The organism is Alkalihalobacillus deserti (assembly GCF_020734105.1).
In the GTDB taxonomy this organism is placed as follows: domain Bacteria; phylum Bacillota; class Bacilli; order Bacillales; family Bacillaceae_D; genus Halalkalibacter; species Halalkalibacter deserti.
The window spans coordinates 199,697-226,479 of record NZ_JAJAFR010000001.1 but is presented as its reverse complement, the minus strand read 5'-3'; the positions used below and the strand labels follow the sequence as shown (position 1 = coordinate 226,479).

The window sequence follows — 26,783 nt, the reverse complement described above, 5'->3', positions numbered from 1 at the left end:
GACGATAAAACCAATCGAATAGAAAGTGCTATATAGACAACGATTATTTTGTGAAATGAAGTTTGATGGCTTGTTCACGCCCTTTAAACATGTTGTTCACCAATGGCTTGACCATAAAGCTTGGCAAGACCGTACTACAACGAACCTGATCATCCATTACGGTTTGATTTCCCTGAGAGGTGAATGCATGTATATGCTTCCACTCCGTAAACGGAAACGGAAGCTTAATCCCAGTATCAACAAATTGAGTAGGGGCATCAACATCATGAATAAGTGATATCCACTTCATACGAACACCGGCAAAACCTAACTTCATCTCCATTTTATTTCCTTCCATTGTTCTTAGATCAGAGGTAACTTCAATCTTAGGAAAGCTCGTTATTTTAGATAAATTAGTAGCCGATGAGAAAAAACTCCAGACATCTTCAATTGGTGCATTTATAATGGTTTGGTACGTGTAAACGAATGAGGTCATTGGAATCCTCCTTTACAACAGTTTTATTTTTAAATGACTTTCTAGATAAGTCTATCTATAGGAGCTTGTTCAAAAAGGGAAGACCGTCCTTTTTGAACCTTTAGTATCCTCTCTCCTAATGCAGAGTTGCAATGGCTTCGAGCTTGTTCTTAAATATGAGTTTATAAGGATTTGAAAGTTGAATCAAAAACAATCCTTTTACATTGGACTACTGCTCGCATTTATCTTACTTTATGTAGGTTTTTCCTGGCAGCCTCTTGATTTCTGGGTGTTATTTCCCTGTTCTCTCTTCATCTTAACAATTTGGAGCTGGCTATTTGAACAGCATAACTTGAGACTACCTCCTATAACAATGTTGCTAGCTGCTACCTTATGTGGAATAGTGCTTTACAGTTTATTTGCTTTTGGAAAATGGTTTGTGCTCGTAACTGATATGCCTTTACTGACCGAATTAGAATCTTTATACCGACTAGTCAAACCAACTGAAACCATCCATTATAGTTGGCTTTTTCTCATTATTATACCGGGCGAAGAATGGTTTTGGCGTGGTTTTATTGTAAAAAGATTAAGTACCTATTTCACAAACGACCAAGCAGCGATAGTCGGAACTCTATTGTATGCAGGTGCCCATTTTGCTACAGGAAGTATGTTGCTTGTCTTAGCAGCTCTCACAGCCGGATTCGTCTGGTCTCTCCTTTATTTACGGACGAATAATATTGGGGTTCCGATTGTCTCACATATCACTTTGATGGATTTCTCCTCGTCCTCTTTCCCCTCATTTAAAAAGGCGACTCAGCTGATAGGAACACAGCTGAGTCACCCAATTTTTTATACATATATATTCACTAATAATCCTTTAATTTCACCAACCATATTCAAAATGTCTAATCCTTTTTTCTGTTTTTCGAGCACAGCATCTGTTAAATCTAATAGTTTACGATCGACCTCTTGAACAATCTTGTATATTTTAGTGCGACCTCTCCGGTTAAAACCACGACGTTCTTCAAGGCTCAGACCAAATTGAACTGCATCTTCCATAAACTCTTTGACTAGTTGCTTATATTTTCGCAGTTCATCAACGGTCCTTGTTTCAGATAACACTTTTCCTTGATCATCAATTTTATGCATAAGCTGCGCTAAACGCTCATACGCTTTTTCATCTCGCTGTTTCCCTATCACTTCATGAAAGGAAACCTTCGCTTCAGGGCCTGTCTTCTTGGTATCGACTCGGTTCATTCCCGTTTTTCCAATTCGTTGTACGTCCAATTCGCACCTACTTTCTAAAAACGTGCTTTTATTACAAGTTTATCATAAACACGAAAAATCTAAGACATAAATAATAATGGAAAAATGACGAGAAGGTAAATCCTTCCCGCCATTTTCTTTCTTATTGTAAAAGTTGTAACACGCCTTGTGGCAATTGATTTGCTTGAGCAAGCATCGCCGTTGCTGATTGGTTCAAAATATTATTCCGCGTAAACTCCGTCATTTCAAGCGCCATATCAGCATCACGAATACGGGATTCAGACGCCGTTAAGTTTTCGTGAGTTACTTGTAAATTGTTGATTGTATGCTCCATACGGTTTTGTGTTGCACCAAGTTTCGCGCGGACATCTGATAAGATGTTAATCGCTTTGTCCAATGTGAAAATAGCCTCATTTGCTCCTACTTGAGTCGTGACATCGATTTTCTCAATTCCTAATCGAACCGTATCTAATTGAGGAATATCGATCATTACATTTTGATTCGTATTTGGCCCAATTTGGAATGCAAGAGCATTGTTAATAAGAGCAAATTCAGTTTTATTTGTGGCATCTGATACTTTTATACTACTATCAAACTTAAATTCTAAGCCACCGTGTCGGATCACACCGTTTCGAGTGGTGATTTCTTTATCAAATTCACCTTTTTCATAACTAGCAGATGGATCATCCTCTTTATAGAAAACTGAAAACTCTGCTTTCATCTCCATTGATACTTTTACAGTGCCCGCACCTGTAATCTTTGAAACATCAATTTCCAAACCACCTATCACTTGTTTAGGAGAAGTACCTCCTACTGCAACAGCCTTTTTATCGATTGGAATTCCATTGGGTCCAATTACCTCGATTGAAGCTCCACCATCATTAAAGTTACGTATATTTATCGTATATTCTCCTAAAGCGTTTGCTTCACTTGGATCATCAAATACCACATCTGCCGCTTCACCAATTCCTGCAGCAGGTTGAGTAATACGAACTACTTCTTCTACTACTGTAGGTGTAGCACCTGTTCCCGTAATATCTAAACGGTAATCACCTGACTTTAAAGCTGGGTTCATAACCATTGGGAACTCGGTTAAGTTTGCCGTATTCGTTGTATTTGCATCTTTAAAAGTTGTTAACACCGCACTAGAACCATTTAATAGTGTTCTCGTGTTGAATTCCGTCTTCTCCGATACACTATCAATTTCTAATTTTAATTGATCAATTTCTTTTTGGATCTGCTCACGGTCGTATTCGGTGTTTGTATCGTTGGCACCTTGGACAGTTAATTCGCGCATTCGTTGTAGCATGGCATGAACTTCTTGTAATGCCCCTTCGGCTGTTTGCATGAGTGAAATACCATCCATCGAGTTACGCTCTGCTTGCTTAAGACCGCGAATTTGTGAGCGCATTTTTTCTGAAATTGCAAGACCTGCTGCATCATCTGCAGCACGGTTAATACGCAAGCCAGAAGATAACTTCTCTAAATTTTTCGACGTTTGAAATTGGTTTGCATTCAAGTTACGATACGCATTTAACGCTTGAATATTATTATTAATTTTCATATTGGTTTGACGTCCTTTCGCCTTTAATTATCATATATTGAGAAATTATCGTATACGTTTGTCTTTTTTCTAATCATTTTCGGTTGAACGTCATGCTTTGTTTTTAACGCTTCGTTCCATGAAGACATGAGCATTGTAAGGAGTTGTATTATTTCTTCAATAATTAATTTATCTTTTTTAAAATTTGCTTCAAATAGTTTATCCGCAATATAGTTGTAAACTTGTTCAAGCTGATCAGCTATAATCCCGGCTTCATAGTTAATACCTGCACCAAGACGATGGATGATATCACTTGCCTTTTGAAGTTTTTTATTAGCAGTAATAAAATCCTTTTTATCTAAATCAATAATTGAATCTTCTAAATTGATAAGACATGCTTCATAAAGGAGAGCAGTAAGCTCTTGTGATGATTTTTGATGAAGCGCTTCGTTCGTTAGGAACGTGGTCAATTCTTCCGCCTCCAAATTCTTTTTCTTAACTTATTATTAATATCGGAATATGTCGAAGAAAGTTTAATATTTTTTCTCCATCTCCTCAATTAATAGTAAAATCTCCGCCATGACTGAATATAATTGCGGAGGTATATTATCTCCTAAATCCATATCAAGTAAATTTTCAACTAGTCGTGCATCTTCTTGCATATGAATATTATTCTTTTTGGCTAAATCAATAATTTGATTGGCCACTTGTCCTTTTCCTTGAGCAACAATTTTAGGCACTCCCTCGTTCCCATCGTCATAACGAATTACTGCTGCTGTCGGACCGTTTATTTGCTTGCGTTGCTTATGATTAAAATGTTTAGATACGATCATATTTTCAAGTCAAACCCTTTCTCCGTCATAACAGGCTTTTGTCGCGAAGTACCTTCTTCCTTTTCCAAACTGGCTGACACGTCATTTTTAAATTTTGCATACTTGATTCCATTGATGGAATAACCAATCTCGGAAAGTTTCTCTACGGCTAATTGCACAAGTGGTTCCATCTTCATTTGAAAATCAGTTTTATCATTTTTGACCGTAACCGATAATTGTTTTTCATTTGCTGAAATAGCAATTCCAATCTCGCCCATCTTTGGTGTTTCCATTAAAAAGAACAAACTACAATTCTCCCAATCTACTTTCTCGCTTTCATTACGAGAATTCACAAAGACTTGTAGATTCTCTACTTTCTCTTGTAGTAAAAACGGCAATTGGAAAAATAAACTTTGTAAATTTCCTTGTTGATCAGATCGACTCATTAACTGTTGTCCCGTTACGTTTTGAAGTGCTTGATTCGCTAATTGTTGTACTTTAGTTTCTTCTTCGCCTTGTGCTAATTGCATTAACGATGTTTTTAAATTACGTTGCGCTTGTTCTTGCTGTTGCTCTTTCCCAGAAGCAAGAAATTGAGCCACTTCACTATCACGGTTCAACCCTAAACTTCTGACCGTTTCAAACATTGCTCTAGGTGACCCCTCTTGCAATGGGCCACGAATGGTTTCGCTATATTGACTTGAAAAGGATTGAGATGGCAAACTAGCCTCTCGTAACGCCCTTTCATTGACTGCCGTATAATGCTTCACTTTTGACTCTGCTGGTTGAAAATTCATTTTATCAACTAATTGCTTGACATCATGTACAATTTGATTGGCTTCACGGTGCTTGCCCCGCGAAAGCAATTTTCTCGCTTCTGCTAACTGACTACTCGCCTGCATCAGTTGCCGTTCCGTTTTCATATCGGTTAAGAGCATCATTTCACTTTTAAGAATAGCATTATCTAATTTTTTAATCGTTGTCTCAAGTAATGGCTTAACAACAGGTTGCGCCATATTCCGAAATTGCTCGATTTGCCTGTTGACCTGATCAAGTGTTCTCGATATATCTCTCTGCAAATGTTTAAAGTCGGCAGTCATTTGAGCTAATTTTTCTGTAACTGTTGTCACGGCAATCGACTTGCTTGCCATTTCTACACTTGTTTGAAACTGTTCATTTTCTGAATAGGCTCTAGCTTCTGGTGTTGATGGCAACGTAACAACTTGCTTGGAGGTTTGTTCAATTTTATCAAGTACGGCCGCCACTTCTTGCCTTGCTTTCATCTCGCGACCTTGTTGTTGCAGATCTCTTGCTGTTTGCGATGTTTGCGTTAACTCTACTTTTAAACTTTCATCGAGACCAGCCTGACCATTCAATAACGATTGAATTTGTTGAATCGCCCTATCAAAATTAGCTTCTTTTTCCAATACAGCCTTGCCTTCCTTAACTGCTTCGTTTAAGGAAGGCAAGTCACGATTTGTCACATGAACAAGGTCAGTGGCTTTAGAAGAAAGCTGATGAACGGCTGAAACTAATCTTTCTCTCGCTACAGCTAGTATTTGTTCAGCTTGTTTTAAAATTTTATCCACCTGTTCATCCGTTTCGGTATTAACTACTCCACGTTGGTTAATCATGCTCTTAACTTGCTCAAGAGCTTCCTGTGTTAGACCCTCTCTTTGAATCAACATTCGGGCTTCTTTAGCCCTATTTTGCTCTAGTTGAGCTGAGCTTGTCCGTTCAATTTGACTTAATACTTGGGTGACTCTTTCTTTTGCTACCTGGTCAAGATGTATCGATTCCGATATTGATCGCTCTAACGTTCGACTCGTATCCATATTGATTTGGGGGTTGTTCACCAATGATTGTATCCGGTCTACAGCTCGAGCAACCGACGTTTCTTTTTGAACCGATTCACTCACTTGTCTAATCTGTTCTTGAACCCTTCCCTCTTGACTTTGTCGAATAGTTGGTTGCTGCTCTCTAATCGCATTTGATTCAATCCTATTCAGAAGCTGATCCTGGTTTGTTGAACGATCTAGTCGCTCTCTTACAGGGGGTTGTACCTTGAAATCCTGGTCTAATTCTTTTGATAGATCATTTAATACTTCATTTAACGGCCTTCCGTGCATCGCTTCATGAACAGAACGAAGATGGGTTTCGGTCACATCTAAACGTTTATTAGCTATCGCCTGTACTGTTTGAAGACGTGTCTCTGCTTTTCCTTTCATGAAACGCTGTAAATCTTGAACGGATTCTTTCGTTAACGGTATTCCTTTATCTAAAATCATTGAAGCAGCTTGTTTTAATTCCGGTGTCGGTTGCAAAACGCCTAATTGACGAAGAGCTTGACTTACAGTCTCCCGTTCAGCCCTTGAAGCAGGAACTACAGAAGAACGATTCTCCTCAACAACTCTCACTTTAATGACATCTTGTTTCGAATCAACAATTTGTACCGTGACTCGATCTGTTTTAGGAATTTCTCCCTCAAATTTCACATTGACTTCACGACCACGGATAGAAAGCAAAGCTTCATCTTTTCCCGTATGCTCTTTCACTTTCGCTTGGTAAATTTCTCCATCTCTCATCTGCTGCACTTTCTCTTTCTGTTGTCCCGATGTGTGAAGATGGTTTTGAATTTGCATTTAACGTTCACGCTCCGCTCTTTTCAAATCTACTGGAGATTAAAAAAACCTCAAGCAACGAACGTAGCCTCTGCTAGTAGCACAAGAACAATCTCATACAGAAAAGCTAAATATAAGGGGATTTTAAGTCATATCTAGCACACTAGCTTAGCTTATCCATTGCAATCTGTATTTGAAGATATCTTATTGTTACTATCGGTCGGAACTAATCATTTGTTAACTCTATTCATCTTCTTGTTTCTTCCAACCTTTACGAACAATATTATCCCCAAATCGCTCGCGTAACTGTATTATCGTTTCATCTAATACACCTTGTTTTAAATCTTCTTTATACGTAAATAGGTCAAGCTGTTTGTATGCGTACTTTTTCTCAAGCAAATCATACGTACTAATTCCTAACAGGCGTATGGCTTCTCCATTCCAGGCTTTATCAAATAACCGATTAGCCTCAGACAGAAGTTCTTCTTTCGAGTGAATAGGATTGTAAACTTTATGACTTTTCGTTATCATTTTCCAATCATGATAACGAATAGTGATTTGTACTCCTCTTGTAAACATATCTTTTTTTCGTAACCGTTGATGTACACGTTCTGATAAGTTGTCGAAAGTGGCTCTTATTAATGGCAAACTCTTTGTATCTGCACGCAGTGTTGTGGAATGACCTATTGATTTATACTCAGAATAGGCATGAGGATTAACCGGCCTATCGTCCTGGCCATTTGCTCTTTCCTTCAATTGTATTCCCCGGTCCCCGAATTTTTTTAGCAACCATTCATGATCTGCTTTAGCTAAATCACCAATCGTTAAAATATCATTTTTCTTCCATTTTTCAACTGTTCTTTTACCGATCCCGTGCATCTCATGAATGGGTAACGGCCAAAGCATATTTCCAATATCTCTTTTTCTAAGAATGGTTATTCCATTAGGCTTTTTCATATCACTAGCCATTTTTGCTAGGAATTTATTAGGTGCAATCCCAATGCTACATGGGAGTTTAATTTCAGTTACTATTTTTTCTTGAATCGATTGGGCAAGCTTGATTGGGTGAACTTCCTTTAAATAAGAAGTTAGATCCAAATAACCTTCATCAATCGATACTTGTTGGACAAGAGGAGTGTATGTAAAAAGAATTTCAAATAAGGCTTTTGAAGCAGCACGATAGCGCTCGCCATTTGGCCTAAGAACAATCAAACCGGGGCATAGTTTCTTAGCTTGCCAAAGAGGCATGGTTGTTTTAACCCCTTTTGCTCTTGCTTCGTAACTACTTGTTACAATGATTCCCCTTCTTTCTTCAGGATTACCTGCAATCGCGACCGGTTTCCCTTTTAATGATGGATCATGAGCTATTTCAACAGATGCAAAGAAGCTATTCATATCAAGGTGAAAGATTAATCGTGCCTGGTTCATGTCCAACCCCCTCTTTCATCATTATAAGAAAATAGGTTCGCTAATGAAAGCTCGGTCTAGTTGCAATCGTAAACCAATTCTTGTAAAGTTATTATATAAAGGAGTGAGCTCTTATGACGACAAAAAAGCTAAAAGTACATTCAAACTACTCCGCTTTATTCGAAAACATAATACTCCTTCAACATAACCATGTAAAACAACAAAAAAAATCACCTACGATCGCTGAAATATCAGCGCTCACTGGTGATTCAGAAGAACATATTTTAGAATGTCTAGAGCTTGGTAGAACTGATCCTACTGAAGTCGTTCATTAAGCTACCTATAACAGCTCTTACAGCATTAAAAGGGTTGATCAACCTTTTTCAGCCTACTTTTTATATCTTTTCGAACAATGGCGCGTGCCACATGAACTCCATTAGCACGAACTTGCGTAGGAACACGCGTCATCCCCCCACCAACAAACCCTTTATAATTGAACATGCTGGTAAACAGCCAGTGAAATCTTATGTCTACATGAAGTGGATTTTCAGGTGTTTTTAGTATAGTTCGTAAGCTGTCAATATCCCAGCTTGTCCTTCATCCACAAAAATAACATCGTAACGAGTGTTCATTGTCACTCTCGCAATTTCTCATGAACCTTAATCTTCTAAAAGAGAACACACTCATATTCTACATTATTACGAATGCTGACATTTAAACGTTGAAGAACATTCGTGTATCGATTTAACTAAAATAAAAAAGATAACTTAACAAACTCTGTTAAAATCACTCTTTTTTATCTGTCCATCATTAAAATGATTTTACTTGAACAACGTTTTTACTATCTTTATTTTGCTGCTACTTCTTTTACGACAGCCACCACTGCACAAGAAAGTTTAACCAATTCAGCTATTGGCATCCGTTCATTTTTGGTATGAATTTCCTCATAGCCTACTGCTAAATTTACAGTTGGAACTCCATGTCCTGCAAAAATATTGGCATCACTCCCTCCACCACTTTGCAGCAATTCTGGGTTACGGCCTATAGACGTCATTGCGCGCTTTGCAACTTCTACCACTTCATCGCCATCTCCCAGTTTAAATCCAGGGTACATAATTTCCACTTCTACTTCTGCAGTTGTCCCCATTGCCTTAGCTGTAGACTCAAACGCTTCTTTCATTTTCGTAACTTGGGCGTCCATTTTCTCAGCAATTAATGATCTTGCCTCTGCTAATATGGCTACATGGTCACAAACAATATTGGTTTGTGTTCCACCTTCAAAACGTCCAATGTTCGCTGTTGTTTCCTCATCAATTCGACCTAATGGCATTTTAGAGATCGCTTTTGCCGCAACTGTAATAGCCGAGATTCCTTTCTCAGGTGCTACACCTGCATGAGCTGTTTTGCCGAGAACAGTTGCTTTTATTTTAGCTTGTGTTGGCGCTGCGACAATAATGTTTCCAACGGGTCCATCACTATCTAAAGCAAATCCATATTTCGCTTTTAGAAGAGTAGGATCAACCACTTTTGCTCCGACTAAGCCGGATTCTTCTCCCACTGTAATGATGAACTGAATCGTACCATGTTCAACATTTTGCTCTTTCAAAACCCGGATCGCTTCATACATCGCTGCAATTCCAGCTTTATCATCTGCCCCAAGAATGGTTGTTCCATCTGTTACCACATAGCCATCTTGAATAGAAGGTTTTACACCAACACCTGGCACAACTGTATCCATATGTGATGTGAAATAAATGGTATCTACGTTTTCTTTCGTACCTTCAAGTGTACAAATTAAATTCCCAGCAGCATGCTCCGTCTTACTTGCTGCATCGTCTTCTACGACATTTACACCTAAATCTTCAAATTTCTTTTTTAAAATTGGTGCGATCACATCTTCATGTTTGGTCTCTGAATCGATTTGAACTAGTTCAAGAAACTCGTCTACTAAGCGCTGTTCATTAATCATATGTATTTTGCCCTCCAAGTTTTAGTCGCAATTTTTAACGTCAGATAATGGCTTCACTCATTGATTCGATGTTGTTCAAGTCGAACAACCCATTAAATGGTAACGCTCTAAATTAAAAAGCGCAAGTCTCACTAGGCCACTGAAAGAGGTACGATTTTTACCTTTTTCAGTGGCCTTTAAGCAATGAGCGGAACCGTTGCTTTGTCTTAAGCCTGCTATGAGTGGGTTTCTCATAGCAGGCGCGCAACGTGTGGAGCCATTGCTGCTTCCTCGAATCTGCTAAAAGGGACTTTTTCAGTGCCCTCAAGTCTCACCACATTCATTCCTTTTCACATAATTCATAGAGAACGCCTTTAGCAGACTTAGGATGCAGAAAGGCTACTTTAGCACCTGCTGCTCCTTTTACAGGCTCGTCGTGGATCATTTGCAAACCTTTTTCTTTTATCTCTTCAATTTTTTGCTTAATACTCGTTACTCCTAATGCTATATGATGAATCCCCTCACCTCTTTTTTTAATAAAATGAGCTACAGAACTCTCATCTGATAATGGCTCAAGTAATTCAATTTTTGATTCACCTATTTTTAAAAAAGCAACTTTAACTCCTTGAGATTTCACTTCTTCTACTCCAAGTAAATCTAAGTTTAAGACATCAAGATAGAATGGTAGTGTTTCTTCAATTGATGCAACCGCTATTCCAATATGATCGATTTTCTTTGGCTTGTTCATCTGCCATTCCCCACTCTTTCATAAGCGTTTACTACTATGTTCTCGATCATTCCTTTAAATCCTGCTTTTATATGGTATTTCTAGTTTCCTCTTGTCCAAAAGGAAATAACAAAGTAAAATAGAGTGAGGTATTGTAGAGGAGGGTTTTCTTATGCCACGTAAATTTCAAAAAGCTATCATTTATCTTATGATTATAACAATGGTTCTTGGCACCCTTTTAATGGGCGTATCTTTCTTCTAAAGAAACTAACGGTAACTTATATTAAACCCCTGGTACAGGTTGTACCAGGGGTTTAACTATTCTATGGCGCCGTTCGACCTGGCCATTTCAATAAATGTTTCATCTTTATCTGTTATATAAATTTTTGTTCCAAGAGGTATCTCTTCAAATAACTTCTCTACAATTTGATTAGGCAATCTAATACATCCTGCTGTAACTGAATAACCAATTGAATTAGGACGGTTGGTGCCATGAATACCGAATGTCCGACCGTCTGTGTCATTCGCATTAAAGCCAATCCACCTTGAGCCTAATGGGTTGTTTGGATCCCCACCTACAATATCTTTTTTCCGGTAATATGGATCTTTTGCTTTGACAATAATTGAAAAGGTACCAGTAGGCGTTTCGTCGCCCGCTTTCCCCGTTGCAACCTTATAGACTTCTTGAATTTCGCCGTCATTGATATACGCAAGCTCATTGGTGGCAACATTGACTATGAGAAAAGGATCTCCAACCGTTGGATTTTCGCCAAGAGGCCAAATAGGAGAAATGACCAAAAGTGTTAACAAAGTTAGAAGTGAGAGTTGCATACGATAACCTCCCTCAACTGTTTTTGTTAGTTTCTCCCTATAATTTCTTTTTATCCGCGTGATTCCACAATCGATCCTTAATATGTAAGTATTCCTCTAGCTCATGCATGATATATAATAAGGATGAACGCACTTCAAATTCTTCCCTTGAAGTCGGTAAAGGCATTTCTTCAAATCCTTTCTTCATACTGATTATTCGATCTAGAAAATAGGGGACTCGATTGGCAGGACTTACTGATTTGCTTAACTGATCTAAAAAGTCAGCCACCGTCTCATTTTGTTCAAACGTACTAGTGATTTTTGAGACATGAGGCATCAGCCGCTCTAATATTTCAAATTGTTTTTCACGCATCTTGAAATAATAGTAATACTGATCCTCATAACGAAGAATTTGATTTTGAATATTCCGCATCGCAAGATTCTTGCCTTTTTGTAATAGATCAACCGTTTCCGGAATTTCTTTCCCATCCCAACTACTTTCCCCATATCTCAAATAAACAGATAACTCATGTAAAATGGTTTTAAAATGTTCTTCTATTTCTTTATGATAATTCCTTAGGGCTAAATCATTGTTAGGCATATAGAGATTCATTAAAAGAGCTACACCAATCCCTATGACAACTAGTAAGAGTTCATTGATTATTAGAGCCGTTGAGATTCCTCCTACCGTGTAAAGATGAAGAATAATAACAGAGCTAGTTGCAATTCCCGCATTCATCTTTAACTTAACAACTATGGGAATAAATACGATAATGATCAATGCTAATGTCCATGGGTGATAACCGATCCACTTAAATAAAAATCCACTAATAGCCATCCCAATGACACAGGCCACCAGCCGAGCCCAAGATACTTTAATTGAATCTCTTCTTGTAACAGAAATACAAAGAACTGTTATAATAGCAGCTGATCCATAGAAATCAAGATGCATTGCTTGAGCAATAGCAACAGCTAACCCAGCACCAACAGCTGTTTTCAACGTACGATAACCTATTTTAAAAGGCATTTGTCCCCCCTAATATATGGATGATTTTTCTTTAGTTTAGCACAATATGTCACTTATTGATTCACCTTCAAGAAAACAAATTAGCGTACTCCTTAGATGCCGTCAACAAAGCAAGTTTACGACTATATAAAAAGACCTACAGTTTTTCCCTGTAAGTCTACATGCGTTATAATACCTTCTCTAAAAAATCCCTAGCTCGGTCTGAACGTGGAGCATTGAAAAATTCATTAGGTGGAGCATCTTCCATTAAAATACCTTGATCCAAAAATAGCACTCTGTCAGCTACCTCACGAGCAAACCCCATTTCATGAGTAACAATAGCCATTGTCATCCCGGACGTAGCAAGATTTTTCATCACTTCGAGCACTTCTTTTACCATCTCAGGATCAAGTGCTGAAGTGGGTTCATCAAACAACATCACTTCTGGTTCCATCGCAAGTGCTCTTGCTATCGCAACACGTTGTTTTTGTCCTCCCGAGAGACGGCTTGGATACTCATCGCGCTTCTCGAGTAATCCTACTTTTTTAAGAAGAATTTCTGCTTTCTCAGTAGCCTCTTTCTTGGAAAGTCCTTTTACAGTCATCGGAGCATATGTTAAATTGCCCAAAACGGTCATGTGGGGAAAAAGATGAAAGTGTTGGAACACCATTCCAATTTGCTGCCTGGCACGAAGTACATTTGTTTTTGAACTTGTCAATTCTTCTTGATCGACCCAAATTTTACCTGAAGTTGGTTTCTCAAGTAGATTCATACATCTTAGTAACGTTGATTTACCTGACCCAGAAGGTCCAATGATGGCTACAACGTCACCCTTTTTTATTTCAGTAGAAATTCCTTTTAACACTTCTACCTTCCCAAACGATTTATACAAATCATCTACCTTAATCACTGCGCTGTAACCTCCTTTCAATGAGACGACCAATGATCGTCAACACCATTACTAGCAAATAGTAGATCAATCCAACGAAAAGAAGGGCCTCAAAGTATCTGTATATTTGCGCATTAAGCACCTGAGCACGACGCATTAAATCCATTACACCAATAATCGAGACAATAGCAGATTCTTTCGTCAAGTTGATAAATTCATTGAAAAGAGCAGGCAAAATGTTACGGAATGCTTGTGGTAAAATAATCCGTAACATCGTTGGACGATACGGAATTCCAAGAGCCGCTGCTGCTTCCTTCTGGCCTTTATCAACGGCTTGAATTCCGGCACGGATGATTTCAGAAACATAAGCTGCAGAGTTTAAACCAAAAGCAAGAACCCCTGCTATATATGCAGAGATCTCAAATCCAAATTGAGGAACACCAAAGTAGATAATCGACAATTGCAAAATCAGAGGTGTCCCTCGAAAAACAGATGTATAAGCATCTGCAAACCAACGAAGTACACGAAACCTACCAATTTTAAAAATAGATAAAATGACTCCTAAAACGAGCCCTAAAACTAATGCTGCAGATACGAATTGTAACGTGACCCCGATCCCTTGTAATAAAAAAGGGATATGGGGCACGATTTGGCTAAAATCCAAATTCATGCCTAACTTATCCTTCCTGTTTGTATCTTCTAAAACACAGCACATCCCGCGACATAATCATGCGCGCGGGTGCGTCTAAAAATTTCTTATTCTTCAGCGTCAAACCAGTTTAATATTAACTCGTCCATTTTACCACTCGAAATTAACTCATTCAACTTCTCATTGAATGGTTCGACAAGATCACTCCCTTTAGGAAAAGCGATCGCATACCCCAACTCACCTTCAGATGGAACTACAAAACTTACTAACTGTGGTTGTGCTTCTAAGTGACCTTCTGCCACTGTGTCTTCCATTAAGATTGCGTCAATACGTCCAGCTAATAACTCTTGCATGATTTCAGGGATTCGATTTAATTTAACAACTTCAAAACCGTACTCTTCTGCAAGTGCGTCAGCTTCTTCTTCTTGAATAGAGCCTAATTGTACACCTACTTTTAAACCCTCTAAGTCTTCAAGGGTTGAAAGGTTAGCATCTTCTCCTGAAACAATTAAATTTGTTGCTTCATAATAAATATCAGAGAAATCAACATTTTCTTTACGCTCTTCTGTAGGTGTCATCCCAGCTAATACAAAGTCAACTCGACCTGCTTCCATTGCTGGAATTAACGCATTGAAATCCATATCTTCAATTTGCAATTCATAACCTAACTCTTCTGTAATATACTTGGCAATATCAACATCAAAACCAATAATTTCCTGCGTTGCAAGGTCAATCGATTCGTACGGAGGATAATCTGCCGAAGTCCCCATCACAAGCGTAGTTGTTTTTTCTGTTTCTGGAGCATCTGACTCTACAGGTTCTTCACCAGTTGCTGCATCGTCCTCGCCTGTTCCACACCCTGCTAACAAAGCTACTGATAAAACTGCAGACATACCTAACTTCCACCATTTTTTCGTCATTGTAAACCCCCACTATTTCTCTATTAATATAATGATTATTCTTGTACATGCATATTAACACAATGTTTTATGAATGCAAATACTTTTGCTCCGAAAAAGGTGTCTTAATACAAGTAACAGGATTCCGCTGTCTTTTCAATATATTTTGTAGTTTATCTATCAAACTCTTTTATTATTTCTGTATATTTAATTTATTATCACAAAACAAATGGAAGTGCTTTTATTCACTCCCTAAAAAAAGTGACTCAACAGCCTTTTAACTATTGAGTCACTCATTTAATGCTAGTATATATTCATTTTGTGATGTTAAGTATTATTACTCAGTTGTTTCTTCACCAACAGGCTCATCGATCGTTGCTGGATCTTCGACTGGTGCGTTCTCGTCAACTGGCTCTCCACATGCTGCTAGCACGCTAATTGAAAGTGCTCCTGCTAAAATCGTATAAAGTAGTTTCTTACTCATCGTAAATTCCTCCTTTTTAGTTGGGTTGGAATTTGATTTTGTATGATGTGCTTCCAACTATCCCTATCATACTAAACTCCTTGAGTCGTTAGAAGGATCCCTCTCCCTTTTACATTTTTTCATAGATTCATTTGACATTATTACAACCTCACTAATCACTTTTTGATAATTCCAAAGAAAAAAGGACCTTGAAAAAGATTGTCCTATCAGAAAAGAAGAAAATAGTACTTATTAAATTAACCGTAAAACCTTTACGTGTTTTACGGCTAATGCTTAAAAGACCATCTTATTTTTATGAGCTTGCGGGTAAGATTACTTCCATTTTTGTTCCTAATCCTTCTTCACTATGAATATTTAAAACACCGTTATGATGCTCGATAATTTTATAACAAACCATAAGACCTAAACCTGTTCCTTTTTCTTTTGTTGAATAAAAAGGCTCACCAAGGCGCTCAATTCGTTCATATGGTATGCCACAACCATTATCCTCTACTTGAATGCATACTTGGCTATCTGGATGGTTTAAGATTCGTACATGGATGATTCCACTTTCAGTAACTGCTTCGATTGAATTTCTCAATAAATTGATGAACACTTGCTTTAATTGTTTCTCAAGACCATAAATAACTGGTACTTGTTCATACTCGAATTCCAAAGTAACATTATTCATATTGGATTGTGCCTTCGTTAACGTCAAGATCTGATCAATTAGTACGTGAATATCAATTTTTTTAAATACACTTTCAACATTCGGTTTTGCTAATGTTAAATACTCATAAATAATGGATTCAACTCTTACAAGTTCCTCCAACACTAAACTTACATAAAAAGGATTAAACTGCTGTTCTTTTTGAAAAAGTTGGAGAAATCCCTTTACCGTTGTTAAAGGATTACGAATCTCGTGAGCTACGCCTGCAGCAAGTTGGGCTACTACAGATAATTTATCTGACTTCCTAATAAGGTCATCTAGTTTTTTCCGCTCAGAAATATCCTTTAAAATCGTTCTAAAAGCTGGCTTCCCTTGGAATGTGATGAGAGTTGTTGTCGCTTCGGCTTCGAATTTCTTACCATCCATGCTTGTTAATGTACAAACAGAATTAGTCATTTTTTTCTTACCTGTTAAAAGCAAGCGAATATTCTCACGTACTCTAGTTTGATCTTGAAGCGCAATTACATCTAAAATCTTTATCTCACCATTTTTGAAACTCTTAATACCTAAAAGTTTTTTTCCAGCTGGATTAATATAGATAAATTCCTTCCCATCATGAACTGATATAGTTTCCGGAGACTCTTCAACTAAAGTTCTATAATTCATTTCTTTTTCTCTTAATTCTTTTTCCATTTGTTTTCGATTACTAATATTAATAAAGTAAAATGTTACTTGATCATCCGAACGATAGGCTCTAACATCGAACCACTCATTTTGATTCTTTCTATACAGTTCGAATTGTTTATAATCCTCACCCGCTAATAACTGATAAAATTTACCTAAAAGTATCTCATCGTTATTCTGTTTTAAGCAAGACCAAAAATCACTGCTGACTAGTTCTTCCTTTTCTGTTTTCAATATTGTTGCAGCTGCTTCATTCACGTATAGAAACTGACCATCTAGCCTAATGGTCATAATGGCATCTTTTATCCCGTCTAAAATCTTTTTAGGCAAACGAACTTCATCTCGTTCATGTATCCTTGATTCAAGTAATGAATAATCACCATCGTTAAAAGTAGTCACTATTTTATCTAACTGAACATGGAAGTAAACTTGTGCATCGTTAGAAACATCAGTTATCGTAAATAGTGTACTTTGTAAATAACCATTTCCATGTATTATGAGCTTTTCTAACTGTTTCTGCTGAATGCCCCTTTGGATCATCGGTTCTTTTTTCATAAGATCATCATTAGCCTCAGCAATGACAAACGATTCAATAGATAACAAGAAAATTTCCTGTTTCGTATATCCAACCTGTTCACAAAAAGCTCGATTGACGAACAGAAATTCTCCTTTTTCATTTAAAATTGCTTGTCCTTGTAATGACGCTTCTAGACATAGCGAAAAAACGGAACCATTCATTTACATTCTCCTAACAAAACTCTAGTATCGATAAAATTCTCCAAATTCCCACTAAATCCTCTTTATTTTTATACATTTTCCCGAATTACATGTACTTTCATGTACCAAGCTCTTATTGTATAAGTCAGATTGCTAAGTCAAACTCGCATGCTCTTTCATCGACTCTTTTCTATGTCTTAAAGCTGAATTATTTTATAATAAAATAAGGAGGGATTTATGGAGATTTATTGGTGCATACTTTTAGGAATAATTATTGGTTACTTCTCCGGTTTCTGGTATTGGTGAAGGAATTAATGAAAAAGTTTTTAGAACCTTGTACATAAGTATGATTGGAAGCATAATTTCAAATGCACTTTCCTTGAACTAGTTGGCTTAACTATTATTTCCGTTTTTACAGCTTTGTTTTTATCACTGCTTATCTTAAAATTCATCAAGGTAAAAAAAAAAGAAAAAGAGCTCATTCCTAATGAACTCCCTTTGTCAAAAATAAAAGAAAATATTATCCTATAAGAGGCGGTATATGAGGTCCTTTTGGAAAAATTGTATTGTGTACATATGGAGGAGCTAGTCTTACTTTAGGAATCTTACCAAAGGGTTCAGGGTTATGATAATACTTGAATTCACCTAAGCCATCCATACTTGGCCCTTGTGCCCAACGTCCTTCTTTACTTGCTGTGCCTCCAGATAAATCATAATAATCATAAGCTACCTCTTGTTTCTCAAGAGCACGAGGGAATGTACTTGGAACGACAATATTTTCTTTTTCTTCTAGTTCACAAATTGCTACATACCACGGATTCTGGTGCATCATCTCGCGCTATTAAGAAGGAAAGCATATCTTTAACACCAGGGTCTGTTGTCATTTCATATAATCACTCTATTCTTTTTAATTGGGTAAAAGTTCCAAATATCAACATGATTTCTTTACCGTAAAAGAAGTTTTCCTGATTACTTCAAATAAGATATACACGGTCGGCCCAAACAAAAAAATAGGACAGGTAGATCCCGTCCTATACCACTTTAATCTTATAGAACATCAAGGTTAACTAGTAACGCTAGGAGAATTTGAAGTAATAGTTGGATGTTTACACCAATTTGAGTGTCGGTTGTTGTTATATCCACGTTACGAGAGTTCTCTATGACTGTTTTTTGATAGTTCAATTGCTTCGTCTTTGTGCTTTGAAGTAATTCTTGAGTGATTTGTTCTGCTTGATCGCTACTTGCAACAGAGATACTGATTACTAACGCGATCGCTGCTTGTAATGACGCTTGTAACGACACCGCTGCTTTAGTATCCGTTGAGCTCACTGTTACATCACAAGAATCTTTAATGAAAATATACTCCTCAGAGAATTGTAATGTTTTGTCTACTTGAACAGCCTCTTGTTCTACAGCTGCATTTTCTGATGGATGACATGCTTGAGGATCAAGTGCAGACCAACTTGGTTCTTCCTTTTTAGATGAATAGTATACCTCTTGATTCATTTTCATTTCCTCCTTTCCTTTTCTAATTTACACTATGTCTCTATGTAAGATTTGCTTGGTCATTTGCCTCGGTTAATGCGTCTAATTTTACGTTTTAGCTTTAAATTCAAAAGAAAGAGCAGCTCTAAAGATGTAGCCGCTCTTTATAATCCATATTCAATTCATAGGATTCGTGAGATCTCTAACAACATCAACTATTTCTATAAAACATCCAGATTTACTAACAGCGCTAAAAGAATTTGCAGTAATAATTGAATATTAACTCCAATTTGAGTATCCGTTGTAGTCACATCTACATTTTTAGAATTCTCAATTACGGTCTTTTGTATCGTCACTTGCTTTGTTTTAGTTGTTTGTAATAATTCTTGAGTGATGCTTTCTGCTTGTTCACTACTCGCAACGGAAATGCTAATTACTAATGCGATTGCTGCTTGTAAAGAAGCCTGTAATGAAACAGCTGCTTTTGTATCGGTTGAGCTTACATTTATATCACATGAATCTTTAATAAAAATAAGCTCTTTCGATTGCTGCATCGTTTTATTTATCTGATCAGCCTCTTGGGTAATTTCGTGATTCATTTTTCACTTCCTCCTTTTCCATTCTACTGTACATTATGAACTTTGAAGATATTTGCTAGGTCGTTTGCCTCAATTCTAGCGCCTAATTATAATCACCTATAAATAAAAATGGCCTCACTATCTCAAAAGGCACTGAAAAAAGGTATGATTTTCACCTTTTTCAGTGCCTTATCAAGAGACCATCTTTAACAGATTATTTATTTTTATTAAAAAACATTTTTACTTTATTTAAATCATTTTTACTTTTTATTATTTTTTGCAATGATTCATTTACAACCGGATTAGTCTTGCCTTTAGACTTTGTTTTCGACTGTTCCTCACTCTGAAAATCTTGTTCGCTTAACGTTTTATTTTGATTTTCTAAAAAACTTTCCACTTCAGATTGTATTTCACCAACCACCTTTTTTACTTTCTCTTTATCCTCTTCTGACAAATCTGATACAGGTGTTACTTTATGCTTACCTAAAACCTTCTTTACCATTATATCCATAAGGTCTTGCTGATAATTTCCCATAATCAAGCATCCTTTCTTACTAAGTGTAGCCGAATGGCATTATTAGTTTATGATACAAGCGCTTAGAATGTGTTAATGCTTACAGAGAATAGGCTAAAGAAAAAGAGGATTAGCGTTTTGGGAACGAGTTGCAACTAGGGGAGAAAACAGTAAATAACAGGTTTATTGCGATAGGAAAAAGCTTATTCTTCTTTTTTCATTGTTGAAGTATTGATTCTATGATTCGAGAAGGTCCAATAAAATAAGCGCATTGGGGCAATTCAGAAATCCCAAGCGCTTATTGTTGTTATTCTATTTGCTATTTCAACTCTTAATGTAATTTTCCCTCTCCATTCAACTGAACCCTTTACATATTCGCTCATTCTTTTTTCTTATTATTGTTTCCTTGTTCGATATCTAATTCTTCAAAAATATTGTCTTTAATCTCATCCTTTAATTCCTTCTTGACTTCTTCTTTTATCTCTTCTAAAACTTCACCTCTCATCTCTTCTAATACTTCCTCTTTTATATCATCATACATTTCCTCACGAATTTCAGCTTTAATTTCTTTCCGGTTTTTCTTTTTACGCGTTTTCCCTTCTAAATTAAAATCTTTACCAAGCATAATTAAGACCGAAATAATCATAATGGTCATAATGATTGCAAAGGGAAGCGCAGCAATAATTGAAGCCGTCTGCAATGCACTTAGACCGCCATCCCCGCTTATCAGCAACACACTAGCTGTACCTGCTATTAAAATCCCCCAAAGCATTTTAACAAATAAGCTGGGGTTCAAGCTGCCGTTAGTCGTCATGGCACCTAATACAAAGGATGCAGAATCTGCAGACGTTATAAAAAAGATGAGAATTAAAATGACAGCAATGAAACTTGTAATAGCACTTAAAGGTAGTTCTCCGAGGGTCGCAAAAAGCGCAAGCTCAACATTACTCATGACTAGATCACCAATTGGCGCTGCTCCTGCAATCTCAAGATTCAAAGCCGTTCCTCCAAATGTGGTAAACCAAATAACAGCTAAAAGGGATGGGACCAGTAATACTCCTGTCATAAACTCTCTTATTGTACGCCCACGCGAAATTCTAGCAATAAAAATCCCCATAAATGGAGCCCACGCGATATGCCAAGCCCAGAAAAAGATCGTGTTTGTTCCAAGCCAAGTACTTTCTGTAAATGGCGTCATCGTCAAACTCATCGCTGCTACATTTGTGATATAACCACCAAGGGTAGTGACAAAGCTCTCTGCGATAAACAAAGTAGGCCCAACTATAATCACAAAAATTAATAAGATTGCCGCTACAGCTAAGTTTATATTACTTAACCTTTTAATACCTTTGTCGACTCCTTTTACAGCTGAGAACATAAATAGAAAAGTTACAATGGCAATTATAATGGTTTGTGTCAATGCTGTATTCGGAATATCAGATATATAAGACAGACCTCCGGTAATTTGAAGCGCACTTAGACCAAATGTCGTTGCTACACCCGTACAAGTGGCGATTACGGCCAAAATATCAATTGATTTACCCATCCATCCGTTCACTCGATCTCCAATAATCGGATAGAAAGCAGAACTAATTAAAGCTGGTCGATCTTTTTTAAATTGAACATAGGCAAGTGTTAAACCGACAATAGCAAAAATCGCCCATGGATGTAACGCCCAATGAAAAACAGCATAACGTAAACCAGCAACAGCGGCTTCAGGAGTTTCCGGACTATACCCCATAGGAGTATCAAAGTAATACAGAACTGGTTCAGCTACACCCCAAAATACAAAACCAACACCAATCCCCGCTGCAAACAACATGCCAATCCATGAATACCAAGAGTAATCGGGGCGTTCATCTGATTTCCCTAGTCTAATTCTACCGAACGGACTAATAGCTAATACAATTACAAATAAAACAAAAAATGCCGTGGACAACATATAAAACCAACCAAAGTTTTCTAACATCCACACAAGTCCTTGTCCTGCTACTGCATCTAAGGATCCTGGAGAAAGAGCACCCCATGCCACAAATAAACCAACAATTATGGCAGAAACAACCAGAACAACACCTGGATTATTAGACATATTAGTTTGACTCATTTTTAACTTCCTTTCTAAAAACCTTAAATTCCCAGTATGTATCCAATAATTACGTATATACCCTCTGTTTCCGATATTAAACTTTTTTTCTTACTGTGTAACCTTCAAGAAAAGTATACAGAAGAAGGACTAGAACAGATCGCAAATTACTGTAAATTATTTGGGAGTAAAAAACGCTTAAAAAGATAAACTATTAACACTCTATATAAAGGGTTCAAATGCTCGAAGCTAAATGTACATCAAGAATAAAGAGTTCACAAATTTAATCGTTATTTTGAAAGAGGTTGTTGCAATGAGTCGAGAACGCAAAACTGAGGCAATTTTTTGGAGCATAGCATTTCCTGGTTTTGGACAGTTTTTAAATAAAAAATATGCAAAAGGCTTTTTATTTATCTTTTTAGAATTCCTTGTTAATGTTCAAGCAAGATTAAATGCTGCCATTATACCGAGCTTTTACGGCTTAGGAGAAGTTTCTAATGCAACCGTTAATTATCAATGGATAATGTTCTATCCGTGCATCTACCTATTTTCCATGTATGATGCGTACAGAGATGCTGGTGGAAAGGATGTTCCTTATGCAGCGATTCCTTTTGCCATTGCTGCTTACACCGGAACAATTGGAGTGATTTATTCGCAAAGCTTTGCCTTATCTGGACATATCATCGGGGTTGTTTGGCTCCCCATCCTTTCTCTTCTTGCTGGCTACCTAATTGGCATGATAGTTAGGGGGTTTTTCATCAGATCAGGTGGCATTCATCCTCAACCTTAATCAAGTCATTATTTTTTAATTTTAATGAGATCACTGATATACTAATGAAAAAGGAGGTAATAAAATGACAACTCCAACTTTAGAAGTGGCCACTTTTGCCGGAGGATGCTTTTGGTGTATGGTCAAACCTTTTGATCAGTACGAAGGGATTGAATCGGTTGTGTCAGGTTATACCGGTGGTTATACAGAAAACCCCACATATAAAGAAGTCTGTTCTGAGACAACTGGGCATTATGAAGCGGTTCAAATTACATACAACCCATCTATATTCCCATATGAAAAATTACTAACTATCTATTGGCAACAAATTGACCCTACTGATGCAGGTGGACAATTTTTTGATAGAGGTGACTCCTACAGAACAGCTATTTTCTATCACAATGAAGAACAACGTCTATTAGCCGAGCAATCAAAAGCAGACCTAAGTGATAGTGAGAAATTCAATCGACCGGTTACTACACAAATACTACCAGCAAAGCCTTTTTACCCAGCAGAGGAATATCATCAAAATTATTACAAGAAAAATCCATTACACTATAATCGTTATCGAACGGGCTCAGGTAGAGAGGCTTTTATAAATCATAACTGGGGGAATTTTAATGAGTAAAGAATCAAAGGAACAACTAAAACAACGTCTTACACCGATGCAATATCATGTCACTCAAGAAAACGGAACGGAGCCACCTTTTCAGAATGAGTTTTATACAAAAGAAGAAGATGGAATTTACGTCGATATTGTCTCTGGAAAACCCTTATTTAGTTCAGCTGATAAGTACGATGCAGGTTGTGGGTGGCCCAGTTTTACAAAGCCAATCGTTGATGAAGAAATTCTTGAAAAAGAAGATCACAGTCATTTTATGATTCGAACCGAGGTTCGTAGTAAGGACGCTGATTCGCACCTTGGTCATGTATTCAATGATGGCCCAGGCCCGAATGGATTACGTTATTGCATTAATTCAGCCGCTCTTCGTTTTATTCCAAAGGAAGAGCTAGAAAAAGAAGGGTACAGTGTTTATAAAAAGTTATTTTCTTAACAAAAAGAAGGAAATGAGACCGAGTCTCTTTTCCTTCTTTTAATTTCAATCAGAGTTATCCTCAATCGAAGATTATTAATTCTCCAACCAATACCCATACTTTTGGATATGTATTAGGTGATTAAATGCATAAAAAACCTGCTGAGGGTAAATGGTGGGAACAATATGTTAATGGTACAGCTTAACTATGTTTACAAGAGCAATTTTTTACACCAATTGGTTTTACAAAATCCGATCTAATATTGGGCGAGAAGATTATTTTCTGACCTCTTCAGTTTAGATGACTTACACATTATGACGCAATATGGATTATTAGGACACGTCACATTGCTTTTTATGATTGTTGTAGTGGTGACGGAATAAGAGGGGTTCTACTTGCTCCTAACATCCAATCATCCTATTACATCGCAATTGTATAAAGTTAATTTTTATGAAATTCCTTTAAAAAAGAAGGTGACAACAAGGCTCGTTTCAACCTTTGTCACCCCTTTATTGCAGCTACAATGTGTTAGTCTTTATTTAATCCTTATTTAAAGCTTTCCTAGCTTTTATCTCATCTCTTATATCGTTTCATCATACGTGTACCTGACTACGTATTTATCGGTTCTTAATTTTTTTATTTCAACCAATGGACCCACTTCATAACCATTGACCCAATTGTCTTCAATCTTTGCTTTTATACAACCGGCTTGGAACTTGGAACGAAAGACTTGTTTATAATAGATCCACTTTGGTATTTTTCTCATGTTATCTCTACCTTTCAAAGACTATTCATCACTTATATTACAAAATATTAATGAACTTCTCAATTGGTTATAACTTCTTTTCTGCAAATAAGTATGATTTAAAAGCAAATTCTAAGGTTTTAATGCATCAAATATAAATCATACCATTTATTATATCCATGATTAAATGGCTTAACATGGCATTCTCATTAATGATTAGGTAGAATAAAAAGAGAGTTTCAAAGGAAAGGAATGAGGCATTTGGCAAGAAGACCATTACAAGGTTTGGTTTCTGATAGTAAAATTATTAGTCAGGAATTAAATGAAGAAATTTCATTATTGATTTATACTCCGCCCAATTACACACCCTTGCAAACTTATGACGTTCTTATTTGTCAAGATGGGAATGATTATTTCCAACTTGGTCGTATACCAAGACAAATTGAAGAACTAATTGAGGAAGGTGAGATCAGAGAGACAATAGTAGTAGGTGTACCTTACCCCTCTGTTGATGAAAGACGTAAACGTTATCACCCAAATGGAGAAAAGGTAGAAGCATATATACGTTTTTTAGCAAACGAACTTCTTCCTTTTATTGAGAAAGCATACCCAACTCACCAGCTTTCAACTGCTCGGACACTAGCTGGTGATTCTCTTGCCGCTACTGTTTCACTTTTAACTGCATTACGCTATCCAAGTTTATTTGGCCAAGTAATGTTGCACTCACCTTTTGTAAACGAGACGGTCCTTCGTGCAATTGAAACTTGTAAAAAGCCTGAAGAAATTGTACTCTATCATGTAATTGGAAAAAAGGAGACGGCCGTAAAAACAACTGATGGTCAAGTTGTTGACTTTGTTACACCGAATAAGGAAATGTGTGAGACTATTAAAAAAAGACCGTTTGCTTCCTATACCTACGAAGAGTTTGACGGCGATCACACTTGGACTTATTGGCAAAGAGATTTACCTAGAGGACTAACCACATTATTATCTTAAGGAGGAGTTACGATGAACTTTGGAATCGCTTTGTTTCCATCAAAACAATTACAAGATCAAGCTAATTCATTTCGCATGCGTTACGACTCTCGCTATGCATTCATCCCTCCACATATCACGTTAAAAGAAACGTTTGAGGTAAAAGATGATGAAATTCCAACATTAGTGGCGAATTTAAGTGAAATTGCTCAAAATGCAAAGCCTGCTATGATTGACATTTATAAAGTTGATAGTTTTTATCCGCAATCGAATACGATATTCTTTAAAATACGGGAACATGAATCATTAACATTTTTATACGAGCAATTACATAGTGATCCGTTTAGTCCAAATGACAAATATTCTTTTATTCCTCATCTCACCATTGGACAAGATCTTTCCGATGATGAACATGCAGACGTAGTAGGTAGGCTGAAAATGAGAAACTTTGAGCAACAAGAAGTCATTAATAGAATGCAATTGCTTTATCAATTAGACAACGACTCTTGGAGCGTATACGAAACATTTCATCTAAGAAAGGATGCTTAACGATTTATGAATGTAGTAACAGTTGCAACAAAGAAACAGCTAGATGACGCTTATCGTGTTCGAACTGAAGTGTTCGTTGAAGAACAAAATGTTCCATTGGAAGAAGAAATTGATCAATTTGAAGATGAAGCGATTCACTTTGTAGTTTATGACCAAAATGAAGCAGCGATCGGAGCTGGCCGACTTCGATTTGTAGATGGATATGGAAAAATAGAGCGCATTTGTATTGTGAAGACAAGCCGAGGAACCGGAGTTGGACAAGTTTTAATGGAAAAAATCGAAGAAACTGTCCGTAGTAAAGGAGCAATGAAGACGAAATTAAATGCTCAAATTCAAGCACAAACATTCTATCAAAAACAGGGATATGAAACAGTTTCAGGTGAATTTTTGGATGCTGGTATTCCTCATGTAACGATGATAAAGACGTTAGATTTATGATCGATTAAAGAAAGCTAACTCCTCATTAGAGACGTAGTTAGCTTTCC

Annotated in this window: 30 protein-coding genes and 2 pseudogenes; 9 read left to right on the top strand and 23 right to left on the bottom strand. The window is 37.0% G+C overall.

Annotated elements, in window-relative coordinates; all coding sequences use genetic code 11:
* Window positions 1–43: 43 nt before the first annotated feature.
* Complete coding sequence (locus tag LDX58_RS01165) at window positions 44–475, bottom strand: SRPBCC family protein (protein WP_227935028.1); 432 nt, start codon at window positions 473–475, stop codon at window positions 44–46.
* A 352-nt stretch (window positions 476–827) separates the two neighbouring features.
* Between LDX58_RS01165 and LDX58_RS01160 the strand changes: the two are divergent.
* Window positions 828–1,160: pseudogene (locus LDX58_RS01160) on the top strand (CPBP family glutamic-type intramembrane protease); the annotation flags it as partial.
* Window positions 1,161–1,303: 143 nt separating this feature from the next.
* Here LDX58_RS01160 and LDX58_RS01155 read toward each other — a convergent pair.
* The 6 genes from LDX58_RS01155 to LDX58_RS01130 form a co-directional block, all read right to left on the bottom strand.
* Window positions 1,304–1,741 (bottom strand): YaaR family protein, encoded by a 438-nt coding sequence (locus LDX58_RS01155; protein WP_227935027.1) that lies wholly within the window; start codon window positions 1,739–1,741, stop codon window positions 1,304–1,306.
* 121 nt (window positions 1,742–1,862) lie between these two features.
* On the bottom strand, window positions 1,863–3,284 hold the full coding sequence (locus tag LDX58_RS01150) for a flagellin N-terminal helical domain-containing protein (RefSeq protein ID WP_227935026.1): 1,422 nt from the start codon (window positions 3,282–3,284) through the stop codon (window positions 1,863–1,865).
* Window positions 3,285–3,307: 23 nt separating this feature from the next.
* On the bottom strand, window positions 3,308–3,733 hold the full coding sequence (locus LDX58_RS01145; RefSeq protein WP_227935025.1) for a flagellar export chaperone FliS: 426 nt from the start codon (window positions 3,731–3,733) through the stop codon (window positions 3,308–3,310).
* Window positions 3,734–3,796: 63 nt separating this feature from the next.
* Window positions 3,797–4,096: an EscU/YscU/HrcU family type III secretion system export apparatus switch protein gene (locus tag LDX58_RS01140; RefSeq protein WP_227935024.1), complete on the bottom strand. Its 300-nt coding sequence runs from the start codon at window positions 4,094–4,096 to the stop codon at window positions 3,797–3,799.
* Window positions 4,093–6,717: a coiled-coil domain-containing protein gene (locus LDX58_RS01135; protein WP_227935023.1), complete on the bottom strand. Its 2,625-nt coding sequence runs from the start codon at window positions 6,715–6,717 to the stop codon at window positions 4,093–4,095. The genes LDX58_RS01140 and LDX58_RS01135 overlap by 4 nt, the downstream gene beginning before the upstream one ends.
* A gap of 222 nt (window positions 6,718–6,939) precedes the next feature.
* Window positions 6,940–8,124, bottom strand: coding sequence for a DNA polymerase IV (locus tag LDX58_RS01130; RefSeq protein ID WP_227935022.1), 1,185 nt, complete (start codon window positions 8,122–8,124; stop codon window positions 6,940–6,942).
* 113 nt (window positions 8,125–8,237) lie between these two features.
* On the opposite strand from LDX58_RS01130, the gene LDX58_RS01125 reads away from it, so the two are divergent.
* Window positions 8,238–8,438 (top strand): hypothetical protein, encoded by a 201-nt coding sequence (locus LDX58_RS01125; protein WP_227935021.1) that lies wholly within the window; start codon window positions 8,238–8,240, stop codon window positions 8,436–8,438.
* Window positions 8,439–8,463: 25 nt separating this feature from the next.
* Here LDX58_RS01125 and LDX58_RS01120 read toward each other — a convergent pair whose 3' ends face one another.
* The 3 genes from LDX58_RS01120 to mce all read right to left on the bottom strand — a co-directional run bounded on the left by LDX58_RS01120 (window position 8,464) and on the right by mce (window position 10,799).
* Entirely contained in the window at window positions 8,464–8,604 is a 141-nt protein-coding gene (locus LDX58_RS01120; RefSeq protein ID WP_227935020.1) for a hypothetical protein, read from the bottom strand.
* 346 nt (window positions 8,605–8,950) lie between these two features.
* On the bottom strand, window positions 8,951–10,072 hold the full coding sequence (locus LDX58_RS01115; RefSeq protein ID WP_227935019.1) for a M20/M25/M40 family metallo-hydrolase: 1,122 nt from the start codon (window positions 10,070–10,072) through the stop codon (window positions 8,951–8,953).
* Window positions 10,073–10,391: 319 nt separating this feature from the next.
* Window positions 10,392–10,799 (bottom strand): methylmalonyl-CoA epimerase, encoded by a 408-nt coding sequence (gene mce / locus LDX58_RS01110; RefSeq protein WP_227935018.1) that lies wholly within the window; start codon window positions 10,797–10,799, stop codon window positions 10,392–10,394.
* A 151-nt stretch (window positions 10,800–10,950) separates the two neighbouring features.
* Here mce and prli42 point away from each other — a divergent pair, with 151 nt between their 5' ends.
* Window positions 10,951–11,040, top strand: a complete 90-nt coding sequence (gene prli42, locus LDX58_RS01105; protein ID WP_157076802.1) for a stressosome-associated protein Prli42 — start codon at window positions 10,951–10,953, stop codon at window positions 11,038–11,040.
* A gap of 56 nt (window positions 11,041–11,096) precedes the next feature.
* On the opposite strand, the gene LDX58_RS01100 is transcribed toward prli42, so the two are convergent.
* The 12 genes and pseudogenes from LDX58_RS01100 to LDX58_RS01045 all read right to left on the bottom strand — a co-directional run bounded on the left by LDX58_RS01100 (window position 11,097) and on the right by LDX58_RS01045 (window position 22,246).
* The gene (locus tag LDX58_RS01100; protein ID WP_227935017.1) at window positions 11,097–11,609 is read right to left on the bottom strand and encodes a L,D-transpeptidase; all 513 of its coding nucleotides are present in this window, start codon (window positions 11,607–11,609) and stop codon (window positions 11,097–11,099) included.
* 37 nt (window positions 11,610–11,646) lie between these two features.
* A complete protein-coding gene (locus LDX58_RS01095; RefSeq protein WP_227935016.1) occupies window positions 11,647–12,615 on the bottom strand; it encodes an aromatic acid exporter family protein in 969 nt (322 codons plus the stop codon).
* Window positions 12,616–12,781: 166 nt separating this feature from the next.
* On the bottom strand, window positions 12,782–13,504 hold the full coding sequence (locus LDX58_RS01090) for an amino acid ABC transporter ATP-binding protein (RefSeq protein WP_227935015.1): 723 nt from the start codon (window positions 13,502–13,504) through the stop codon (window positions 12,782–12,784).
* A complete protein-coding gene (locus LDX58_RS01085; RefSeq protein ID WP_227935014.1) occupies window positions 13,497–14,153 on the bottom strand; it encodes an amino acid ABC transporter permease in 657 nt (218 codons plus the stop codon). Before LDX58_RS01085 ends, LDX58_RS01090 begins: the two co-directional genes overlap by 8 nt.
* Window positions 14,154–14,239: 86 nt before the next feature.
* A complete protein-coding gene (locus LDX58_RS01080; protein ID WP_227935013.1) occupies window positions 14,240–15,052 on the bottom strand; it encodes a transporter substrate-binding domain-containing protein in 813 nt (270 codons plus the stop codon).
* A 316-nt stretch (window positions 15,053–15,368) separates the two neighbouring features.
* Entirely contained in the window at window positions 15,369–15,515 is a 147-nt protein-coding gene (locus LDX58_RS01075) for a hypothetical protein (RefSeq protein ID WP_227935012.1), read from the bottom strand.
* Between the two features lie 292 nt (window positions 15,516–15,807).
* On the bottom strand, window positions 15,808–17,586 hold the full coding sequence (locus LDX58_RS01070) for a PAS domain-containing protein (RefSeq protein ID WP_227935011.1): 1,779 nt from the start codon (window positions 17,584–17,586) through the stop codon (window positions 15,808–15,810).
* A gap of 499 nt (window positions 17,587–18,085) precedes the next feature.
* Window positions 18,086–18,398: pseudogene (locus tag LDX58_RS01065) on the bottom strand (manganese catalase family protein); the annotation flags it as partial.
* Between the two features lie 214 nt (window positions 18,399–18,612).
* On the bottom strand, window positions 18,613–19,071 hold the full coding sequence (locus LDX58_RS01060; protein WP_227935010.1) for a spore coat protein: 459 nt from the start codon (window positions 19,069–19,071) through the stop codon (window positions 18,613–18,615).
* A 200-nt stretch (window positions 19,072–19,271) separates the two neighbouring features.
* Window positions 19,272–19,649 (bottom strand): spore coat protein, encoded by a 378-nt coding sequence (locus tag LDX58_RS01055; RefSeq protein WP_372459050.1) that lies wholly within the window; start codon window positions 19,647–19,649, stop codon window positions 19,272–19,274.
* Between the two features lie 193 nt (window positions 19,650–19,842).
* On the bottom strand, window positions 19,843–20,163 hold the full coding sequence (locus tag LDX58_RS01050; protein WP_227935009.1) for a hypothetical protein: 321 nt from the start codon (window positions 20,161–20,163) through the stop codon (window positions 19,843–19,845).
* Window positions 20,164–20,521: 358 nt separating this feature from the next.
* Window positions 20,522–22,246, bottom strand: a complete 1,725-nt coding sequence (locus tag LDX58_RS01045) for a BCCT family transporter (protein WP_227935008.1) — start codon at window positions 22,244–22,246, stop codon at window positions 20,522–20,524.
* 292 nt (window positions 22,247–22,538) lie between these two features.
* Here LDX58_RS01045 and LDX58_RS01040 point away from each other — a divergent pair, with 292 nt between their 5' ends.
* The 3 genes from LDX58_RS01040 to msrB all read left to right on the top strand — a co-directional run bounded on the left by LDX58_RS01040 (window position 22,539) and on the right by msrB (window position 24,049).
* On the top strand, window positions 22,539–23,015 hold the full coding sequence (locus LDX58_RS01040) for a DUF5683 domain-containing protein (protein WP_227935007.1): 477 nt from the start codon (window positions 22,539–22,541) through the stop codon (window positions 23,013–23,015).
* A 64-nt stretch (window positions 23,016–23,079) separates the two neighbouring features.
* Window positions 23,080–23,622, top strand: a complete 543-nt coding sequence (gene msrA / locus LDX58_RS01035; RefSeq protein ID WP_227935006.1) for a peptide-methionine (S)-S-oxide reductase MsrA — start codon at window positions 23,080–23,082, stop codon at window positions 23,620–23,622.
* Complete coding sequence (msrB, locus tag LDX58_RS01030; RefSeq protein ID WP_227935005.1) at window positions 23,615–24,049, top strand: peptide-methionine (R)-S-oxide reductase MsrB; 435 nt, start codon at window positions 23,615–23,617, stop codon at window positions 24,047–24,049. Before msrA ends, msrB begins: the two co-directional genes overlap by 8 nt.
* A gap of 560 nt (window positions 24,050–24,609) precedes the next feature.
* Here the strand turns inward: msrB and LDX58_RS01020 are convergent.
* On the bottom strand, window positions 24,610–24,795 hold the full coding sequence (locus LDX58_RS01020; protein WP_227935004.1) for a hypothetical protein: 186 nt from the start codon (window positions 24,793–24,795) through the stop codon (window positions 24,610–24,612).
* A 240-nt stretch (window positions 24,796–25,035) separates the two neighbouring features.
* Here LDX58_RS01020 and LDX58_RS01015 point away from each other — a divergent pair, with 240 nt between their 5' ends.
* From LDX58_RS01015 to LDX58_RS01005, 3 genes are read left to right on the top strand one after another with little or no spacing between them, the layout of a single operon-like run.
* On the top strand, window positions 25,036–25,770 hold the full coding sequence (locus LDX58_RS01015) for an esterase family protein (protein WP_227935003.1): 735 nt from the start codon (window positions 25,036–25,038) through the stop codon (window positions 25,768–25,770).
* Between the two features lie 12 nt (window positions 25,771–25,782).
* Window positions 25,783–26,298, top strand: coding sequence for a YjcG family protein (locus LDX58_RS01010; protein WP_227935002.1), 516 nt, complete (start codon window positions 25,783–25,785; stop codon window positions 26,296–26,298).
* Window positions 26,299–26,304: 6 nt separating this feature from the next.
* Window positions 26,305–26,736, top strand: coding sequence for a GNAT family N-acetyltransferase (locus tag LDX58_RS01005; protein WP_227935001.1), 432 nt, complete (start codon window positions 26,305–26,307; stop codon window positions 26,734–26,736).
* Window positions 26,737–26,783: the final 47 nt, after the last annotated feature.

What these genes read in the sequence shown, in the direction of transcription:
- LDX58_RS01165 (WP_227935028.1), bottom strand. Translation starts at nt 475, where the DNA reads ATGACCTCATTCGTTTACACGTACCAAACCATTATAAATGCACCAATT.
- LDX58_RS01150 (WP_227935026.1), bottom strand. Translation starts at nt 3,284, where the DNA reads ATGAAAATTAATAATAATATTCAAGCGTTAAATGCGTATCGTAACTTG.
- LDX58_RS01140 (WP_227935024.1), bottom strand. Translation starts at nt 4,096, where the DNA reads ATGATCGTATCTAAACATTTTAATCATAAGCAACGCAAGCAAATAAAC.
- LDX58_RS01135 (WP_227935023.1), bottom strand. Translation starts at nt 6,717, where the DNA reads ATGCAAATTCAAAACCATCTTCACACATCGGGACAACAGAAAGAGAAA.
- LDX58_RS01130 (WP_227935022.1), bottom strand. Translation starts at nt 8,124, where the DNA reads ATGAACCAGGCACGATTAATCTTTCACCTTGATATGAATAGCTTCTTT.
- LDX58_RS01125 (WP_227935021.1), top strand. Translation starts at nt 8,238, where the DNA reads ATGACGACAAAAAAGCTAAAAGTACATTCAAACTACTCCGCTTTATTC.
- LDX58_RS01120 (WP_227935020.1), bottom strand. Translation starts at nt 8,604, where the DNA reads ATGTTCAATTATAAAGGGTTTGTTGGTGGGGGGATGACGCGTGTTCCT.
- LDX58_RS01115 (WP_227935019.1), bottom strand. Translation starts at nt 10,072, where the DNA reads ATGATTAATGAACAGCGCTTAGTAGACGAGTTTCTTGAACTAGTTCAA.
- mce (WP_227935018.1), bottom strand. Translation starts at nt 10,799, where the DNA reads ATGAACAAGCCAAAGAAAATCGATCATATTGGAATAGCGGTTGCATCA.
- prli42 (WP_157076802.1), top strand. Translation starts at nt 10,951, where the DNA reads ATGCCACGTAAATTTCAAAAAGCTATCATTTATCTTATGATTATAACA.
- LDX58_RS01100 (WP_227935017.1), bottom strand. Translation starts at nt 11,609, where the DNA reads ATGCAACTCTCACTTCTAACTTTGTTAACACTTTTGGTCATTTCTCCT.
- LDX58_RS01095 (WP_227935016.1), bottom strand. Translation starts at nt 12,615, where the DNA reads ATGCCTTTTAAAATAGGTTATCGTACGTTGAAAACAGCTGTTGGTGCT.
- LDX58_RS01085 (WP_227935014.1), bottom strand. Translation starts at nt 14,153, where the DNA reads ATGAATTTGGATTTTAGCCAAATCGTGCCCCATATCCCTTTTTTATTA.
- LDX58_RS01080 (WP_227935013.1), bottom strand. Translation starts at nt 15,052, where the DNA reads ATGACGAAAAAATGGTGGAAGTTAGGTATGTCTGCAGTTTTATCAGTA.
- LDX58_RS01075 (WP_227935012.1), bottom strand. Translation starts at nt 15,515, where the DNA reads ATGAGTAAGAAACTACTTTATACGATTTTAGCAGGAGCACTTTCAATT.
- LDX58_RS01070 (WP_227935011.1), bottom strand. Translation starts at nt 17,586, where the DNA reads ATGAATGGTTCCGTTTTTTCGCTATGTCTAGAAGCGTCATTACAAGGA.
- LDX58_RS01060 (WP_227935010.1), bottom strand. Translation starts at nt 19,071, where the DNA reads ATGAATCAAGAGGTATACTATTCATCTAAAAAGGAAGAACCAAGTTGG.
- LDX58_RS01055 (WP_372459050.1), bottom strand. Translation starts at nt 19,649, where the DNA reads ATGAATCACGAAATTACCCAAGAGGCTGATCAGATAAATAAAACGATG.
- LDX58_RS01050 (WP_227935009.1), bottom strand. Translation starts at nt 20,163, where the DNA reads ATGGGAAATTATCAGCAAGACCTTATGGATATAATGGTAAAGAAGGTT.
- LDX58_RS01045 (WP_227935008.1), bottom strand. Translation starts at nt 22,246, where the DNA reads ATGAGTCAAACTAATATGTCTAATAATCCAGGTGTTGTTCTGGTTGTT.
- LDX58_RS01040 (WP_227935007.1), top strand. Translation starts at nt 22,539, where the DNA reads ATGAGTCGAGAACGCAAAACTGAGGCAATTTTTTGGAGCATAGCATTT.
- msrA (WP_227935006.1), top strand. Translation starts at nt 23,080, where the DNA reads ATGACAACTCCAACTTTAGAAGTGGCCACTTTTGCCGGAGGATGCTTT.
- msrB (WP_227935005.1), top strand. Translation starts at nt 23,615, where the DNA reads ATGAGTAAAGAATCAAAGGAACAACTAAAACAACGTCTTACACCGATG.
- LDX58_RS01020 (WP_227935004.1), bottom strand. Translation starts at nt 24,795, where the DNA reads ATGAGAAAAATACCAAAGTGGATCTATTATAAACAAGTCTTTCGTTCC.
- LDX58_RS01010 (WP_227935002.1), top strand. Translation starts at nt 25,783, where the DNA reads ATGAACTTTGGAATCGCTTTGTTTCCATCAAAACAATTACAAGATCAA.
- LDX58_RS01005 (WP_227935001.1), top strand. Translation starts at nt 26,305, where the DNA reads ATGAATGTAGTAACAGTTGCAACAAAGAAACAGCTAGATGACGCTTAT.